Source organism: Oscillibacter sp. CAG:155, assembly GCA_000436875.1.
In the GTDB taxonomy this organism is placed as follows: Bacteria; Bacillota; Clostridia; order Oscillospirales; family Oscillospiraceae; genus Oscillibacter.
The window spans coordinates 35,496-50,283 of sequence record FR890889.1; the positions used below are offsets into that span (position 1 = coordinate 35,496).

The 14,788-nt window shown below is 62.8% G+C and carries 15 protein-coding genes; all 15 read left to right on the forward strand.

Annotated elements, in window-relative coordinates; all coding sequences use genetic code 11:
* The first annotated feature begins 14 nt into the window (after window positions 1-14).
* The 15 genes from QZL67_RS04505 to QZL67_RS04575 all read left to right on the forward strand — a co-directional run bounded on the left by QZL67_RS04505 (window position 15) and on the right by QZL67_RS04575 (window position 14,751).
* A complete protein-coding gene (locus QZL67_RS04505; protein WP_022289571.1) occupies window positions 15-896 on the forward strand; it encodes a YicC/YloC family endoribonuclease in 882 nt (293 codons plus the stop codon).
* 10 nt (window positions 897-906) lie between these two features.
* On the forward strand, window positions 907-1,155 hold the full coding sequence (locus tag QZL67_RS04510) for a DUF370 domain-containing protein (RefSeq protein ID WP_022289572.1): 249 nt from the start codon (window positions 907-909) through the stop codon (window positions 1,153-1,155).
* A 3-nt stretch (window positions 1,156-1,158) separates the two neighbouring features.
* Complete coding sequence (gmk, locus tag QZL67_RS04515; protein ID WP_022289573.1) at window positions 1,159-1,755, forward strand: guanylate kinase; 597 nt, start codon at window positions 1,159-1,161, stop codon at window positions 1,753-1,755.
* 61 nt (window positions 1,756-1,816) lie between these two features.
* A complete protein-coding gene (rpoZ, locus tag QZL67_RS04520; protein ID WP_022289574.1) occupies window positions 1,817-2,047 on the forward strand; it encodes a DNA-directed RNA polymerase subunit omega in 231 nt (76 codons plus the stop codon).
* A 22-nt stretch (window positions 2,048-2,069) separates the two neighbouring features.
* Window positions 2,070-4,517 carry a primosomal protein N' gene (priA, locus tag QZL67_RS04525; protein ID WP_022289575.1) on the forward strand — a complete coding sequence of 816 codons (2,448 nt, stop codon included), beginning with the start codon at window positions 2,070-2,072 and terminating at the stop codon, window positions 4,515-4,517.
* Window positions 4,518-4,540: 23 nt separating this feature from the next.
* Entirely contained in the window at window positions 4,541-5,056 is a 516-nt protein-coding gene (gene def / locus QZL67_RS04530) for a peptide deformylase (protein ID WP_022289576.1), read from the forward strand.
* 4 nt (window positions 5,057-5,060) lie between these two features.
* On the forward strand, window positions 5,061-5,975 hold the full coding sequence (fmt, locus tag QZL67_RS04535) for a methionyl-tRNA formyltransferase (protein ID WP_022289577.1): 915 nt from the start codon (window positions 5,061-5,063) through the stop codon (window positions 5,973-5,975).
* A gap of 20 nt (window positions 5,976-5,995) precedes the next feature.
* Window positions 5,996-6,751 (forward strand): zinc metallopeptidase, encoded by a 756-nt coding sequence (locus QZL67_RS04540; protein WP_022289578.1) that lies wholly within the window; start codon window positions 5,996-5,998, stop codon window positions 6,749-6,751.
* On the forward strand, window positions 6,748-8,094 hold the full coding sequence (gene rsmB / locus QZL67_RS04545; RefSeq protein ID WP_022289579.1) for a 16S rRNA (cytosine(967)-C(5))-methyltransferase RsmB: 1,347 nt from the start codon (window positions 6,748-6,750) through the stop codon (window positions 8,092-8,094). Before QZL67_RS04540 ends, rsmB begins: the two co-directional genes overlap by 4 nt.
* Window positions 8,091-9,128, forward strand: coding sequence for a 23S rRNA (adenine(2503)-C(2))-methyltransferase RlmN (gene rlmN, locus QZL67_RS04550; RefSeq protein WP_022289580.1), 1,038 nt, complete (start codon window positions 8,091-8,093; stop codon window positions 9,126-9,128). Before rsmB ends, rlmN begins: the two co-directional genes overlap by 4 nt.
* Before the next feature lie 5 nt (window positions 9,129-9,133).
* The gene (locus QZL67_RS04555; protein WP_022289581.1) at window positions 9,134-9,877 is read left to right on the forward strand and encodes a Stp1/IreP family PP2C-type Ser/Thr phosphatase; all 744 of its coding nucleotides are present in this window, start codon (window positions 9,134-9,136) and stop codon (window positions 9,875-9,877) included.
* A gap of 12 nt (window positions 9,878-9,889) precedes the next feature.
* Window positions 9,890-11,923 (forward strand): Stk1 family PASTA domain-containing Ser/Thr kinase, encoded by a 2,034-nt coding sequence (pknB, locus tag QZL67_RS04560; RefSeq protein ID WP_022289582.1) that lies wholly within the window; start codon window positions 9,890-9,892, stop codon window positions 11,921-11,923.
* Complete coding sequence (gene rsgA / locus QZL67_RS04565; RefSeq protein ID WP_022289583.1) at window positions 11,916-12,806, forward strand: ribosome small subunit-dependent GTPase A; 891 nt, start codon at window positions 11,916-11,918, stop codon at window positions 12,804-12,806. The genes pknB and rsgA overlap by 8 nt, the downstream gene beginning before the upstream one ends.
* A gap of 96 nt (window positions 12,807-12,902) precedes the next feature.
* Entirely contained in the window at window positions 12,903-13,058 is a 156-nt protein-coding gene (locus tag QZL67_RS04570) for a hypothetical protein (protein ID WP_022289584.1), read from the forward strand.
* 151 nt (window positions 13,059-13,209) lie between these two features.
* Window positions 13,210-14,751, forward strand: a complete 1,542-nt coding sequence (locus tag QZL67_RS04575; RefSeq protein ID WP_022289585.1) for an SPOCS domain-containing protein — start codon at window positions 13,210-13,212, stop codon at window positions 14,749-14,751.
* Window positions 14,752-14,788 lie beyond the last annotated feature (37 nt).

Below are 14,788 nucleotides of genomic sequence, written 5' to 3' on the forward strand. Positions count from 1 at the left end.
AGAGGGAGAGCATTTTGATCAAAAGTATGACCGGCTACGGCCGGGCAAGGAAGGAGCTCCACAAGCGGGATATCACCGTGGAGGTCCGCTCCGTCAATAACCGGTATCTGGACTGCACGGTGAAGATGCCCCGGATGTACAGCTTTGCGGAAGAGGCCGTGAAAGCCTGCGTCCAGCGGGCCGTCTCCCGGGGCAAGGTGGACGTGTTCATCACGGTGGACGCATCCGCCGCCGACGTAGCCAAGGTCAGCGTCAACCGGGAGCTGGCAGCCCAGTACGCCGCCGCCCTGGGAGAGCTGGCGGAACTGTGCGGCCCCACCGCTTACAAGCTGACGCCGGAGACGCTGGCCCGATTCCCGGACGTTCTGACCGTCACGAAGGAGGACGAGGATCTGGAGACCGTCAGTGCGGACCTCTGTGCCGTGCTGGAAGAGGCCCTGGGTGCATATAACGAAATGCGCGCCGTGGAAGGAGAGAAGCTGGCCGCCGACATCTCCGGCCGGCTGGACACCATCCTCACCTGCACCGCAAAGGTGGAGGAACGCTCTCCGGAGACCGTGGCCGAGTACCGTCAGAAGCTGACGGCCAGAATGGAGGAGGTCCTGCAAAGTGCCTCTGTTGACCCCCAGCGCATTCTGCTGGAAGCCGCCATCTACGCCGACAAGGTGGCTGTGGATGAGGAGACCGTCCGCCTGCGCAGTCACATCTCCCAGCTGCGGACCATGCTGGAGTCCAACGAGCCCATGGGCCGGAAGATGGATTTCCTCATCCAGGAAGTCAACCGGGAGTCCAACACCATCGGCTCCAAGTGCAATGATGTGGCCATCGCCCAGGTGGTGGTCCAGCTAAAGGCTGAAGTGGAAAAGATGCGCGAGCAGGTCCAGAACATCGAGTGAGGCCCCGCCCATGAAACTCATCAACATCGGCTTCGGCAACCTGGTGTCGGAGGAGCGTCTGGTGGCCATCGTCAGCCCGGATTCCGCCCCCATCAAGCGAATGGTCCAGGAGACCCGGGAGCGGGGTATGCTCATCGACGCTACTTACGGCCGCAAAACCGCGTCCATTTTCATCATGGACAGCGATCATGTGATTCTTTCCGCCCTGCCGCCGGAGAAATTCGGCCAGCGGGCCCAGAGTGAACGAGAGGAGACCTGACCAATGAGAAGAGGAAGAACCTTCATCATCTCCGGCCCCTCCGGGGTTGGCAAGAGCACCGTGCTCCACGCCCTGATGGAGCGGCGCAAGAACGTGTATTTCTCCGTGTCCGCCACCACCCGGGACCCCCGTCCCGGCGAGATCGACGGCGTACATTACCACTTCCTGGACGTGGACACCTTCCGCAGCTGCATCGCAAAGGACGAGTTCCTGGAGTATGCGGAGTACGTGGGCAACTTCTACGGTACCCCCAAAAAGTACGTGGACGCCGCCATGAACGAGGGCCAGGACGTGATTCTGGACATTGAGGTCCAGGGTGCCATCCAGGTCACCAGCAAGCGGCCCGACGCCGTGCGCATCTTTATCGCGCCGCCCAGCTGGTCTGAGCTGGAGCGCCGTCTCACGGAGCGGGGCACGGACACCGAGGAGAAGATCCAAAAGCGCCTGCTGCGGGCCAAGGTGGAGTTCCAGACCGCCCACACCTATGACTATTTCGTCATCAATGACACGGTGGAAAATGCCGTGGAAGAGCTCAACGCCATCATGACGGCGGAGCACTGCAAACCCAAGGAGCGGATGGAGATCATCAGCGGACGCTGACGTCCTCTCCCGCTTTCTCTGATATTTTGAGCCGTAAACGGCAGAATGGAAGTTGATTATTATGATGCTGTATCCCGCAATGAACAAACTGACCTCTTATATCCCCAACCGCTATATGCTGGTCAACGTGGTGGCCCGCCGGGCCCGCCAGATCGCAGATCTTGCGGAGGAGACCGGTGAGCATCTGGATGAAAAGCCGGTGACACTGGCCATCCACGAGGTGGCGGACGGCAAACTGGATGCCAGCCATATGGATCTGACCATTGAAGAGCCGGAGGATATGGAGGCGTAAACACGAAAGGGAGGGGCGAGGCATGGAGACCGCAGAGATTGTAAAAGTCGCGGTCAGCGCCGCGCCCTATTCCATTGACCGGCCCTTTGACTATCAGGTTCCGGCACCGTTGCTGGAGCGGGCGCTGCCCGGCGTGCGGGTCACCGTCCCCTTTGGGCGGGGCAACCGCACCAGCGAGGGCATCATCCTGGCCCGGGGCAGCGGAGAAAAGCTGCCTAGACTCAAGCCGCTGGAGGCGGTGCTGGATGACGCTCCGGTGCTGGACAGCCAGGGGATCGCCCTGGCCCTGTGGATGCGCCAGCGCTATTTCTGCACCATGTTCGAGGCGGTCAAGACCATCCTGCCGGCGGGACTCTGGTACCGGCTGCGGGAGATCTGGCGTCTGGCGGACGGCCTGGACCGCTCCGGCGCAGAGGCACTGTGCGGGCGCATGAAGCGCGCCGGCGCCGTGCTGGACGCTTTGGAGGCCCACGGCGGTTCCGCGGAGCTGGAGACCCTCCGGGACCTGTGCGGAGATGAGGTCTCCGCCACCCTCTCCGCCATGAAGCGGACGGGAGCCGTGATTTGTGAGACCGCGGCGCAGCGGAAGGTGGGGGACCGGACCCGGCGGATGGTTTCCCTGGCGGCAGACGCCGGGGAACTGCTCTCCTTGGGAGAGGGCCGGCGCATCTCCCCCCAGCGGCGGGATGTCATCATGCTGCTGGCCGCTGCCGGATGCGTGCCCGCCCAGGAGGTGTGTTACTTCACCGGCGTGGGGATGTCAACCCTCCGAAACATGGAAAAGGCGGGTCTTGTGACTTTTTCCCAGGAGGAGGCGCTGCGGCTGCCGCCGCCCCGGGACGTTCCTCCCGGGCCGCCCATCGTACTCAGCGATGAGCAGCAGGCAGCCTTTTCCCAAATTCTCAGTCTGACCCGCAGCCAAAAGCCGGAGGCGGTGCTGCTCCAGGGTGTCACCGGCAGCGGAAAGACCCAGGTCTATCTGCGGCTGGTGCAGGAGGTGCTCTCCGCCGGACGCACTGCCATCGTGCTGGTGCCGGAGATCGTACTCACGCCTCAGATGATGCGCAAGTTTGCCTCCTACTTCGGAGACCGGGTGGCCATGCTCCACAGCGGTTTGCGGATGACAGAGCGGTATGACCAGTGGAAACGCATCCGCCGGGGTGAAGTCCAGGTGGTTCTGGGCACCCGGTCCGCTGTGTTCGCCCCGCTGAAAAATCTGGGGCTCATCGTGCTGGACGAGGAGCAGGAGGGGAGCTACCAGTCGGAAAACGCCCCCCGCTACCACGCCCGGGACATCGCCAAGTACCTCTGCGCCCGGGATCATGCCACGCTGGTGCTGGGCTCTGCCACCCCGGCGGTGGAGAGCGCCTGGCGGGCGGAGCAGGGAATCTACCACCACGCGCTGCTGCGCAGGCGATACAACGACCGCAGCCTTCCCCAGGTGGTGATTGCAGATCTCCGGCAGGAGGTCCGCTCCGGAAACCCCGGCCTGATTGGGACATCGCTCCAGGCGGAGCTGGAGGAAAACCTCCGACGGGGCGAACAGAGCATTCTTTTTTTGAACCGCCGGGGCAGCAGCCGGATGCTGCTTTGCGGCGAGTGCGGCTATGTGCCGGAATGTCCCCGGTGCAGCGTAGCGCTGACGTATCACTCTGCCAACGGGCGGCTCATGTGCCATTACTGCGGCCACTCCCAGCGCTCCAGCGATACCTGCCCCGTCTGCGGTGGTATCATGAAGCATGTGGGCACTGGAACCCAGAAGGTGGAGGAGGAGCTGCACGAGCGGTTCCCCGACACGCCCATCCTCCGGATGGATGCCGACACCGCCGCCGGCGGACACGAGCAGATCCTAAGCCGCTTTGAAAAGGAGCGAATTCCCATTCTCCTGGGCACCCAGATGGTGGCCAAGGGATTGGACTTTGAAAATGTGACGTTGGTGGGGGTCCTGGCGGCGGACCTCTCCCTGTATGTAGACAACTACCGTGCCGCCGAACGGACGTTCAGTCTGCTCACCCAAGTGGTGGGCCGGGCCGGGCGGGGCGCCCGACAGGGGAGGGCGGTCATCCAGACCTACACCCCAGAAAACGACGTCATCCAATGCGCCGCCCGGCAGGATTACGAGTCTTTCTATCGTGGGGAGATCCGGCTGCGGCAGCTGCGGCGCTGCCCGCCTTTTGCGGACCTCTTTACCGTCACTGTCTCCGGAACGGAGGAGGGGCGGGTATTGCGGGGAGCTGCCCTGGTGCGGAAGAGACTGCGCCAGCTCTGTCCCGGACCGGAAAACGAGGTCCTGGGCCCCGCCCCGGCACCGGTTCTGAAGCTCAACAACCGCTTCCGCTACCGCTGCACCCTGGTGGGGCACAATGACCGCGCCACCCGGGAATCCCTCAGCTGCCTGCTGAAAGAATTTGCAAGCGACCGCGCAAACCGCGGATTGAATATTTTTGTGGACTGCAACACCATGGAGTGACGCAGTCAAGGAGGAGACAAATCATGGCACTGCGTAAGATCGTGGAAATCGGGGAGGACTGCCTGAATAAGGTCTGCCGTCCCGTCACGGAGTTTAATCCCCATCTGCATGTCCTGCTGGACGATATGGCAGAGACCCTGGCGGACGCCAACGGCGCCGGTCTGGCCGCGCCCCAGGTGGGCGTGCTGCGCCGGGTCTGCCTGGTATTGGACGAGGACAGCGGGGAATACATTGAGCTCATCAACCCCAAGATCATCACCTGGAGCGGTGAGCAGACGGGCCTGGAGGGCTGCCTGAGCGTTCCGGGGAAGTGGGGCATCGTCACCCGGCCCAAGGTGGTACGGGTCCGCGCCCAGGACCGGAACGGCAACTGGTTTGAGGCACAGGGTGAGGGTCTGACGGCCCGGGCCTTCTGCCACGAAATCGAGCATTTGGACGGCCACCTCTTTGTGGAACACATCGACCACTTCCTCTCCGACGAGGAGCTCCAGGAATATCTGGAGCAGGAGGAGCGCCAAGCCCAGCAGGGAGAGGAGTGAGTCCATGCGCATCCTGTTTATGGGAACACCGGACTTCGCCGTTGCCTCGCTGCGGCGGCTGGTGGGGGACGGCCATGAGGTCTGCGGTGTATTCACTCAGCCCGACAAGCCAAAAAACCGGGGGCACAAGCTGCTCCCAACGCCTGTAAAGGAATATGCCCTGTCGCAAAATCTTCCGGTCTACCAGCCGGAAAAGATGCGGGACGGCACGGCCTTGGCCATTGTGCAGGAGCTGGCACCGGAGCTGATCGTGGTAGCGGCCTACGGAAGGATTTTGCCGGTGGACATTCTGGAAACCCCTAAGTACGGTTCCATCAACGTCCACGCATCGATTTTGCCGAAATACCGGGGTGCGGCGCCTATCAATTGGGCAATACTAAATGACGAGCCGGAGACCGGTGTGTCCATCATGTATATGGCCCAGGCGCTGGATGCCGGCGATGTGCTCCGGGTGGCCCGGACGCCCATCGGCCCGGAGGAGGATCTTCCCTCTCTTTGGGACCGGCTGGCCCAGCTGGGCGCCCAAGCGCTCTCCGAGACCATTCCCACCCTTGCGGACGGGACCGCCGTCCGCATGCCCCAGGACGAGACCCAGATGACCTACGCTCCCATGCTCAGCAAGGAGCTCTCTCCCATCGACTGGAGCCATTCCGCCCGGGCTATCGACTGTCAGGTCCGGGGCCTGCAGCCCTGGCCCTGCGCTACGGCAGAGCTGGCCGGGACGTCCTTCAAGATCTACCGAACCACCCCCGGTGCCCCCTGTACCCAAGCACCCGGCACCATTCTTTCCGCCGGCAAACAGGGGATCGAGGTGGCCTGCGGCGATGGGATGAGCCTGTTCGTCACAGAACTGCAAGCCCAGGGCGGGAAGCGCATGAGCGCCGCAGCCTATCTGCTGGGTCACCCTATTTCCCTTTGAAAAGTGAGTGATAACGTTTTATGTTCTACCCTTACGGCTATGGCTATTACGGCTACGGAGACTTTCTGGCCAACAACCTCTATGTGCTGGTGCTGATTCCGGTACTGCTGCTCTCGCTGTGGGCACAGTTCCAGGTGTCCGGCAACTTCCGGCGCTACAACGCCGTCAACAACCGCCGGCACATCACCGGCGCCCAGGCGGCAGAGGCAGTGCTGCGGGCCCACGGGGTCTTTGACGTGGGCATCCGCATGTGCCGGGGGCACCTGACGGACCACTACGACCCCCGGGACAACACCATCTACCTCTCCGAGGAGGTGTACAACGCTCCCACCATCGCGGCGGTGGGCGTGGCGGCCCATGAGGCTGGCCATGCCGTGCAGTACGCGGAACATTACGGCCCCGTGCGGCTGCGGACGGCCATCATCCCTATCACGCAGCTGGGGTCCAACCTGTCCATGATCCTGCTGCTGATCGGGCTGTTTTTGTACAGTCAGACGCTGTTTCTGTTTGGAATCATTCTCTTTTCCTTCACCACCTTCTTTCAGCTGGTGACGCTGCCGGTGGAGTTCAACGCCTCCCACCGGGCCATTGAGACCATCGGCGGAAGCGGACTTTTGGATGAGGATGAGCTCTACGGTGCCCGCAAGGTCCTGCGGGCCGCCGCGCTGACGTATGTTGCGGCGCTTCTGATGTCGCTGGTGCAGCTGCTGCGGTTCGTGCTGATCTTTCTGGCTCGGGGCGGCAACAGCGGGAACCGGGGAGGAGGTCGTGAATGAGCCATTCTGCCCGTGATACTGCGCTGGGAGTCTTGGTTGCCTGCCGGACTCACGGCGCGTGGGCGGATGCTGCGCTGAAGGCTCAGCTGGCCCGAGACCGCCTGTCCCCTCAGGATGCGGCCCTTTGCAGCCGCATGGTGTACGGCGTGACGCAAAACCGTCTGCTGCTGGACTTCTATCTCGCCGCCTACTGCTCCCAGAAGCCGGACCATCTCCAGCCTCCGCTGCTGGACATCCTGCGCCTGGGCGCCTATCAGATCCTCTTTCTGGACAAAGTGCCGGACCGGGCCGCCGTCAGTGAGGCGGTGGAACTTGCCAAACGGTCCGGCCGGGGCCAGGCCGCAGGTCTGGTGAATGCCGTGCTGCGCAAGCTCTCCCAGAATAAAAACGCTCTGCCGCCCATTCCCGACCGGGATGAGGCCAAATTCCTCTCCATCCGGTACAGCCATCCCAAGTGGCTGGTCAAGCGGCTTTTGGAGCTGCTGGGCAGGGAGGAGGCGGAAGCCTTCCTGTCGGCGGACAACACCGCCGCACCCCTGACGGTGCAGGTCAACCCCCTGAAAACCACCCCCGAAGCGCTGACAGCGGAGCTGGAGGCCCTGGGCGTCCGTGTGACACCTCACGCTTGGGTGCCCGGCTGTCTGGAGCTCTCCGGCACCGGTGATCTGACTGCTCTGGAGCCTTTCCGGGCGGGACACTTCCTGGTCCAGGACGGCGCGGCGGCGCTGGCGGCCCGGGCCGCAGCAGTGATGCCGGGCCAGCGGGTACTGGATGTGTGCGCCGCCCCCGGCGGAAAGTCCTTCGGCGCCGCCTTCGCCATGGAGGACCGGGGCGAGATCCTGGCCTGCGACCTCCACGAAAACAAGCTCAAGCGCATCCGGGAAGGCGCTCAGCGGCTGGGGCTCACCTGCATCCGCACAGCGGCCGCCGACGGCCGGGAATTCCGGTCGGAATGGGAGGCAGCTTTTGACACCGTTTTGGTGGACGCCCCCTGTTCTGGCCTGGGCATCATCCGAAAAAAGCCGGATATCCGGTATAAAAAGGCCGATGACCTGTTTACCCTTCCTGTGGTGCAGCAGGCCATTCTGGACAATGCCTGCCGGTATGTGAAGCCCGGCGGCGTGCTGGTCTACTCCACCTGCACCATTTTGCCGGAGGAGAACCAGCAGATCACGGACGCGTTCCTGGCCCAACACCCGGACTTTTCCCGGGAGGACCTCTCGCTGCCGGCTCAGGCCGGCCAGACGGACGGCCAAGTGACGTTGTGGCCCCACCGCCACGACACCGACGGCTTTTACATCTGCCGCATGCGGCGGCAAGCATCCGGGGGAAAACTCCTATGACTGACTTGAAATCCAAAACACTGCCGGAGCTGACCGACTTTCTCAAATCCATGGGGCAGCCGGCATTCCGGGGCAAACAGGTGTTCACTTGGCTCCACCGGGGCGTCCGCTCCTTTGAGGAGATGACCAATCTCCCCAAGGCGCTGCGGGATCAGCTGGCGGAGACCTGCGTCATCACCGCCCCCACCGTAGCCCGCAAGCAGGTCTCCGCCTTGGATGGGACCCGGAAATACCTGTGGGAGCTCTCCGACGGCAACTGCATCGAGACCGTTCTCATGCAGTACCACCACGGAAACACCGTGTGCATCTCCTCCCAGGTGGGCTGCCGGATGGGCTGCGCTTTCTGCGCGTCCACCATCGCCGGCAAGGTGCGGGACCTGACCCCGTCGGAGATGCTGGATCAGGTGCTCTTCACCCAGCTGGACTCCGGGCTGGAGATCTCCAATATCGTGCTGATGGGGATCGGCGAGCCCATGGACAACCTGGCCAACGTGCTGCGGTTTCTGGAATTGGTGAACCATCCCGACGGGCTGAACATCGGCATGCGGCATATCTCCCTTTCCACCTGCGGCGTCATCCCCGGCATCCGCCGCCTGGCGGAGCTGGGACTGCAGCTGACGCTGTCCGTGTCCCTGCATGCGCCGGACAGTGAGACCCGCTCCAAGATCATGCCGGTCAACCGGGCCTACGACGTGGAGGAGCTCTTTGATGCCTGCCACGACTACTTCCAGAAGACCGGACGGCGCATCTCCTTTGAATATGCCATGATCGACGGGGTCAACGACCACGATTGGCAGGCGGATCTCATCGCCCAAAAGCTCCGGGGCATGCCGGGGCACGTGAATCTGATCCCCCTCAACGACGTGGCGGAGAGCCCATTCAAGCCCTCCCGCCGGATCGAGGCATTTCAAAAGCGGCTGGAATCCCATCATATTACCGCCACAGTCCGCCGGAGCCTGGGCGGGGATATTGACGCCTCCTGCGGACAGCTCCGCCGGAAGGCCATGCTGGAACAAGCAAAGAAAGGGGAGTGATCCCAATGAACCCGATGAAATTATGGACCATGACGGACGTGGGTCTGGTCCGCAAGGACAACCAGGACGCCTTCGCCACCCGGCAGCTGGATGACGGCTGCACCATCTGCGTGGTATGCGACGGTATGGGCGGCGCCGCCGGTGGTCAGCTGGCCAGCCACATCGCGGCGGAGACCTTCATATCCGAGCTGGAGAAGGTCCTGAAGCCGGAGATGACGCCGGAGCAGCTGCGGGAGGCCTCCTCCTACGCGGTGGCCCTGGCCAACCGGGCGGTACGGGAAGCTGCCAGCAGCACTCCGGAGTGCCGCAACATGGGCACCACACTGGTGGCTGCCGTCAGCTATACCGATGGCACGGTGATCTCCAACGTGGGCGACAGCCGGGCCTACCACATCACGGAGGGCGGCATCGTCCGGGTCACCAAGGACCACTCCCTGGTGGAGAGCATGGTGGACCGGGGCGACATCACCGCGGAGGAGGCCCGCCGCCATCCCAACCGCAATCTGATCACCCGGGCTCTGGGACCGGACATCAGCGCTGTCTGCGACGGGTACATATGCCCCATGGCAGCGGGAGACTTCCTGCTGCTGTGCACAGACGGACTGGTGGACACGGTGACGGACCAGGAGATGCTCTTTGAAGTGATCCACGGCAGCGAGCCGGACACCTGTCTGGGGCGGCTGCTGGAGATCTCCAAGAGCCGCGGCGCCGCGGACAATGTGACCGCCGTGCTGATGCAAAAGCAGTAAGGGGGGAGAGACATGGAACACAAAGATCCGTATATCGGAAGGATGCTGGATAACCGCTATGAGATCCTCGAGCGTATCGGGACCGGCGGTATGGCCGTGGTCTACAAGGCCAAGTGCCATCGGCTCAACCGGTTGGTGGCTATCAAGATCTTAAAGGCAGACCTTGCACAGGACGAGGATTTCCGGCGTCGTTTCAACGCCGAATCCCAGGCTGTCGCGCAGCTCTCCCATCCCAACATCGTCTCGGTGTATGACGTCTCCCGGGGCGGGGACACCGAGTATATCGTCATGGAGCTCATCGATGGCATCACGCTCAAGCAGTATATGGAAAAGCGGGGCCAGCTGAACTGGCGGGAGTCTCTGCACTTCATCACCCAGATCATGCGGGGCCTGAGCCATGCCCACAGCCGGGGCATCGTCCACCGGGATATCAAGCCCCAGAACGTGATGGTGCTGCGGGACGGCAGCGTGAAGGTGGCCGACTTCGGCATCGCCTGTCTGGAAAACGCCGCCCAGACTCTGACGCAGGAGGCCCTGGGCTCCGTGCACTATATCTCCCCGGAACAGGCCCGGGGAGACCGGATCGACGCCCGCAGCGACATCTATTCTGCCGGTGTCGTTCTCTATGAGATGCTTACCGGACGGCTGCCCTTTGAAGGAGACAGCGCCGTGTCCGTGGCCATCCAGCACCTGAGCTCCATCCCCCTGGCCCCTCGAGAGATCAATCCCGATATTCCCGAACAGCTGGAGCTGATCTGCATGAAGGCCATGGCAGCGGACTTGGAGAAGCGCTATCCTTCGGCGGACGCCATGATCGCCGATCTGGAGGCCTTCCGCAAAAATCCCGGCGTGAACCTGGACTTCCAGATGGACGATCTGCGGCCGGAGGAGTCAGACGAACCCACCCGCCTGCTGCGGACCGGGTCTTACGCCGCGGCAGCCGCCTCCAATCATTCTTCCGCCCGGGAGCCCGCTCATGAACGGGAGCGCCGCCGGGAGGACTACTATTATGACGAGCCCGCCCCCAAGCACAACAAACAGCGCACCGCTATCATCGCCGGCGCGGCGGTGGTGGCCGTGGTCATCATTATCTTCCTCTTCCGGGCCATTCTGGGCTCCTTCGGCTCCGTGGATGAGTACACGGTCCCGGAGGTGACGGGCATGACCCAGGAGGAAGCGGAAGATCTGCTGGAGGAGCAGGGGCTGGACACCGTCTTCACCCTGGATTACCAGGGTAGTGAGGAGAGCAAGGACGTGGACGCCGGTGACATCCTGCGCCAGAGTCCGGAGGCTGACAAGGCGGTCAAAAAGCCCGACGAGGAGCTGTTGACCATCAAGATCTGGGTCAGCTCCGGCATGGAGGAGGACGTGATGCCCGATCTGGTCTCCTCCAAGAATTACAGTCTTGCCAGCGCCCGTCTGGAAATGGCGGACCTGCTGAAAAAGTACGACATTGAGATCGAGGAGGCCGGTCAGGAACCCTCTGACGACGTGGAGGCCGGCATGATCCTCTCCACGGACCCGGCCCCCGGCGAACCCCTGGAGGAAGGCCGGAACATCCAGGTCATCATCAGCAGCGGCAAGGAAAAGGTCAAAGTCCCGCCCTTCAAGGACATGCAGATTGACACCGCGCTCAAGCAGCTGCCGACTCTGGGCCTGGCGGAAGGCAAGATCTCCGAGGAGGAGAGCGACAAGCCCAAAGGCACCATCCTGGAGCAGAGTATCCCCGCAGATTCCGAAGTGGAAAAGGATACGGAAATCGACTTCGTCATCAGTTCTGGTCCCTCTACCGGAGAGGAGGGCGGCAGCTCCGACTCCGGTTCCCAGGGAACCGATTCCATCACCGTCCCGCTGCCCACGGATCAGGACAGCGGCCGGATCACCGTCTATATCAATGGAGAGAGCGTCTATGATTCGGACTTGAATTTCCGGGATCTGAACTGGACCTTCTTCCACACCTTCGATGGCTCCGGTACGGCAGAGGCGGAGGTCTATCTGGACGGCGCTCCCTATAAAACCTATTCGCTGGATTTTAGCAATGGCTAAGGGAAGGATCGTCAAAGCCCTCAGCGGCTTCTACTATGTACAGACGGAGGATGGCCTTCTGACCTGCCGCGCCAGGGGCAAGTTCCGTAAGGAGGGCATCTCTCCCCTGGTAGGGGATTGGGCGGAGGTCCGCCCCCTGGGAAACCAGGAAGGATTCGTGGAGGCCATCCTGCCCCGCCGGAACGCCTTTGACCGGCCGGCGGTAGCCAACATCGACCAACTGGTGGTCATCGGCTCCGCCGCCATTCCCAAAACAGACCCCTTCCTCATCGACCGGGTGGCGGCCATCGCCGCGCTGAAAGAGTGCGACGTCATCGTGGTACTCAACAAGTGTGACTTGGACAGTGCGGACAGTCTCTACGACCTCTACCGGGCCGCCGGTTTCCAGACTCTGCGGGTGAGCGCCGAGACCGGGGAGGGAATTGAGGAATTAAAGCCCCTGATCTCCGGAAAGCTATCTGCCTTTACAGGGAACTCTGGCGTAGGGAAATCTAGCATTTTAAATGCTCTGGACCCTACGTTCCATATCCAGGTTGGAGAGGTCAGCACAGCTCTCGGCCGGGGACGCCATACCACCCGCCATGTGGAGCTCTACCGCCTTGACTGCGGGGCGGACGTGGTGGACTCCCCAGGCTTTTCCTCCTTCGAAACCGATGCGCTGAACCTGGAACTTAAGGCCCATCTGCCGGAGACCTTCCGGGAGTTTGTGCCGTATCTGGGCAAGTGCCGGTTCGTGGGATGCAGCCACACCAAAGAGGCGGGCTGCGCCGTGCTGGAGGCCGTTCGCAGCGGCGCCATCCAGAAGAGCCGTCACGAGAGTTATCTGCGGCTGTATGAGGAACTCAAGCCGCTGCAGGAGTGGCAGCAAAAACGGAAAAAGTAGCCCCAGCCGCCGGACACCCATGGTGCCCGGCGGTTTTTTTCGCACGCTTCAGCGGCACGGCGGATATACTGGTACTGAGAAAGGGGTGTATGCGGCATGTTTCGAAGAGGCGGAAGCTGCTGGGTTCTGGGCGTGTGCGCGGTGGCGCTGGGCGCCGGAATCCTAATCGCGGCGATTTTCCCGGTAGGCGCGCTGCTGTTTCTGGTGGCCTTTTTGCTGATCGCGTGCGGCTGCGCCTGCTGCAGACATTGAGAAAGGGGTATTGCAATGAATATTGTGGTTTGGAAGTCTCCCAAGGCGCTGCGGGGTATTTTGCGCAGACTCTTCAAAGTCCATGAATAAGCCGGACCGGCGGTTCATACAGTAGAGCAGAACATGAACAGCCGGAAAGGAAGGGCGCAAGATGGAACTGGAATTGAAAAAAGCAGGGTTCGACACCTATGAGATCGGCGGAGAGCTGACGCTGACCCAGGAGGAGACGGCGGAGACCATCGTCCCGGACTACTGCCCGGACATCGCCCGGATCATCGAGACGGAGGGACGGGTCTTTCTACATAGCCGGGAACTGCGGGACGGAAAGGCAGAGCTCTCCGGCACGGTCCGAGTGACGGTCCTGTATACGCCGGAGGCGGAGGGCGGCATTCGCACTCTGGAATTCGCCATGCCCTTCACGGTGGAGAGCGAATCCAGGGCGCTGCCGGAGTGTACGGTACTCACCGCCCAGACCCAGTCCGAGTTTCTGGAGTCTCGGATGCTCAACCCCCGCAAGATCTTCACTCACTGCAAACTGGTCAGCCGCCTCACCGGCTACCGGCGCCTCCCGGTGGAATTCTGTACGGATGCAGCCTCGGAGGATGAGACGCTGTGCCTGGAAAAGCGGCAGGAGCGGCAGCGGGTATTTTTGCTGACCCACATCGCGGAAAAGGACTTCACCTGCTCGGAGGAGATGAACCTCTCTCCCGGGCGGGACGGCGCCGCCGAGCTGCTCAGCAGCCAGGTCACCAGCTCCGTCACGGAGACCAAGCTGGTGGGCAGCAAGCTGATCCTCAAAGGCGTCTTTACGGTGAGTCTTCTGTACCGGACCGCCGACGGCCGCTGCTGTTCCAGCACTGGCGAGCTGCCTTTCTCCCAGATTATGGAGGTGGAAGGCGCCGCCGAGGGCGCCGTGGCCTCTGTGATGCTACAGCTCACCGGTACGGACCTGCAGATTGACGGGGGAGACCCGGAGGGCCGTCAAATCGCCGTCACGCTGTATCTCCACGCCACGGTGCTGCTGCGCCAGGAACTGGAGGTGACACTGCTGAGCGATCTGTACTCCACCGCCTACGATGTGGCCTACGACGCCGCGCCCCTGGCCCTCACCGGGTTCTGGGAGCCCATGACCCGCCGCCAGAACGTACGGGAGGTGCTGGAGATCGGCGTGGTGGCGGACACGGTTCTCTCGCTGTCGGTGACCTGCGGCACGGTAAACGTCAGCCGGGAAGGGGAGTCGGTGGTGCTGCGCACCGGCGCCGCAGTGCGGGCGCTGTACCTGGACGAGGGCGGCGTACCGCTGGTAGCGGAGCGGACCGTAGAAGTCTCCTGCCAGCTGGAGCTTCCAGAGGACTGCACCGTCTCCGCCCGGGCCGTCTGCGCCGACGAGGTCCAGGGAAGTCTCACTGCCGGCGGCATTGAAGTCCGTTTCCCGGTGGACTTCCGGGCAGAGGCCGCCAGCCGGAGCAAGCGGGTGTGCATCACCGCCGCCCGGGTGGACACGGAACACCCCAAGGACCTCTCCGGAGCGCCGTCTCTGGTGCTGCGGTGCCTGGGGAAGCAGGAAAATGCATGGGACCTGGCGAAGCGATACAACACCACCATCCCCGCCATCCTGGCAGCCAACCAGCTGGAGGGGGAGGAGGCCCTTCCCCGGGACCAGCTGCTGCTGATTCCCCGCAAGCGGGGCTGAACCCCTCTGTATTTCGGAGCCTGCGGCCCGCTTGCCA

Coding starts and splice junctions, on each gene's coding strand:
- fmt (WP_022289577.1), top strand. CDS start 5,061: ATGCGCATCCTGTTTATGGGAACACCGGACTTCGCCGTTGCCTCGCTG.
- QZL67_RS04570 (WP_022289584.1), top strand. CDS start 12,903: ATGTTTCGAAGAGGCGGAAGCTGCTGGGTTCTGGGCGTGTGCGCGGTG.
- QZL67_RS04510 (WP_022289572.1), top strand. CDS start 907: ATGAAACTCATCAACATCGGCTTCGGCAACCTGGTGTCGGAGGAGCGT.
- rpoZ (WP_022289574.1), top strand. CDS start 1,817: ATGATGCTGTATCCCGCAATGAACAAACTGACCTCTTATATCCCCAAC.
- QZL67_RS04540 (WP_022289578.1), top strand. CDS start 5,996: ATGTTCTACCCTTACGGCTATGGCTATTACGGCTACGGAGACTTTCTG.
- rsgA (WP_022289583.1), top strand. CDS start 11,916: ATGGCTAAGGGAAGGATCGTCAAAGCCCTCAGCGGCTTCTACTATGTA.
- priA (WP_022289575.1), top strand. CDS start 2,070: ATGGAGACCGCAGAGATTGTAAAAGTCGCGGTCAGCGCCGCGCCCTAT.
- QZL67_RS04555 (WP_022289581.1), top strand. CDS start 9,134: ATGAACCCGATGAAATTATGGACCATGACGGACGTGGGTCTGGTCCGC.
- rsmB (WP_022289579.1), top strand. CDS start 6,748: ATGAGCCATTCTGCCCGTGATACTGCGCTGGGAGTCTTGGTTGCCTGC.
- rlmN (WP_022289580.1), top strand. CDS start 8,091: ATGACTGACTTGAAATCCAAAACACTGCCGGAGCTGACCGACTTTCTC.
- def (WP_022289576.1), top strand. CDS start 4,541: ATGGCACTGCGTAAGATCGTGGAAATCGGGGAGGACTGCCTGAATAAG.
- pknB (WP_022289582.1), top strand. CDS start 9,890: ATGGAACACAAAGATCCGTATATCGGAAGGATGCTGGATAACCGCTAT.
- gmk (WP_022289573.1), top strand. CDS start 1,159: ATGAGAAGAGGAAGAACCTTCATCATCTCCGGCCCCTCCGGGGTTGGC.
- QZL67_RS04575 (WP_022289585.1), top strand. CDS start 13,210: ATGGAACTGGAATTGAAAAAAGCAGGGTTCGACACCTATGAGATCGGC.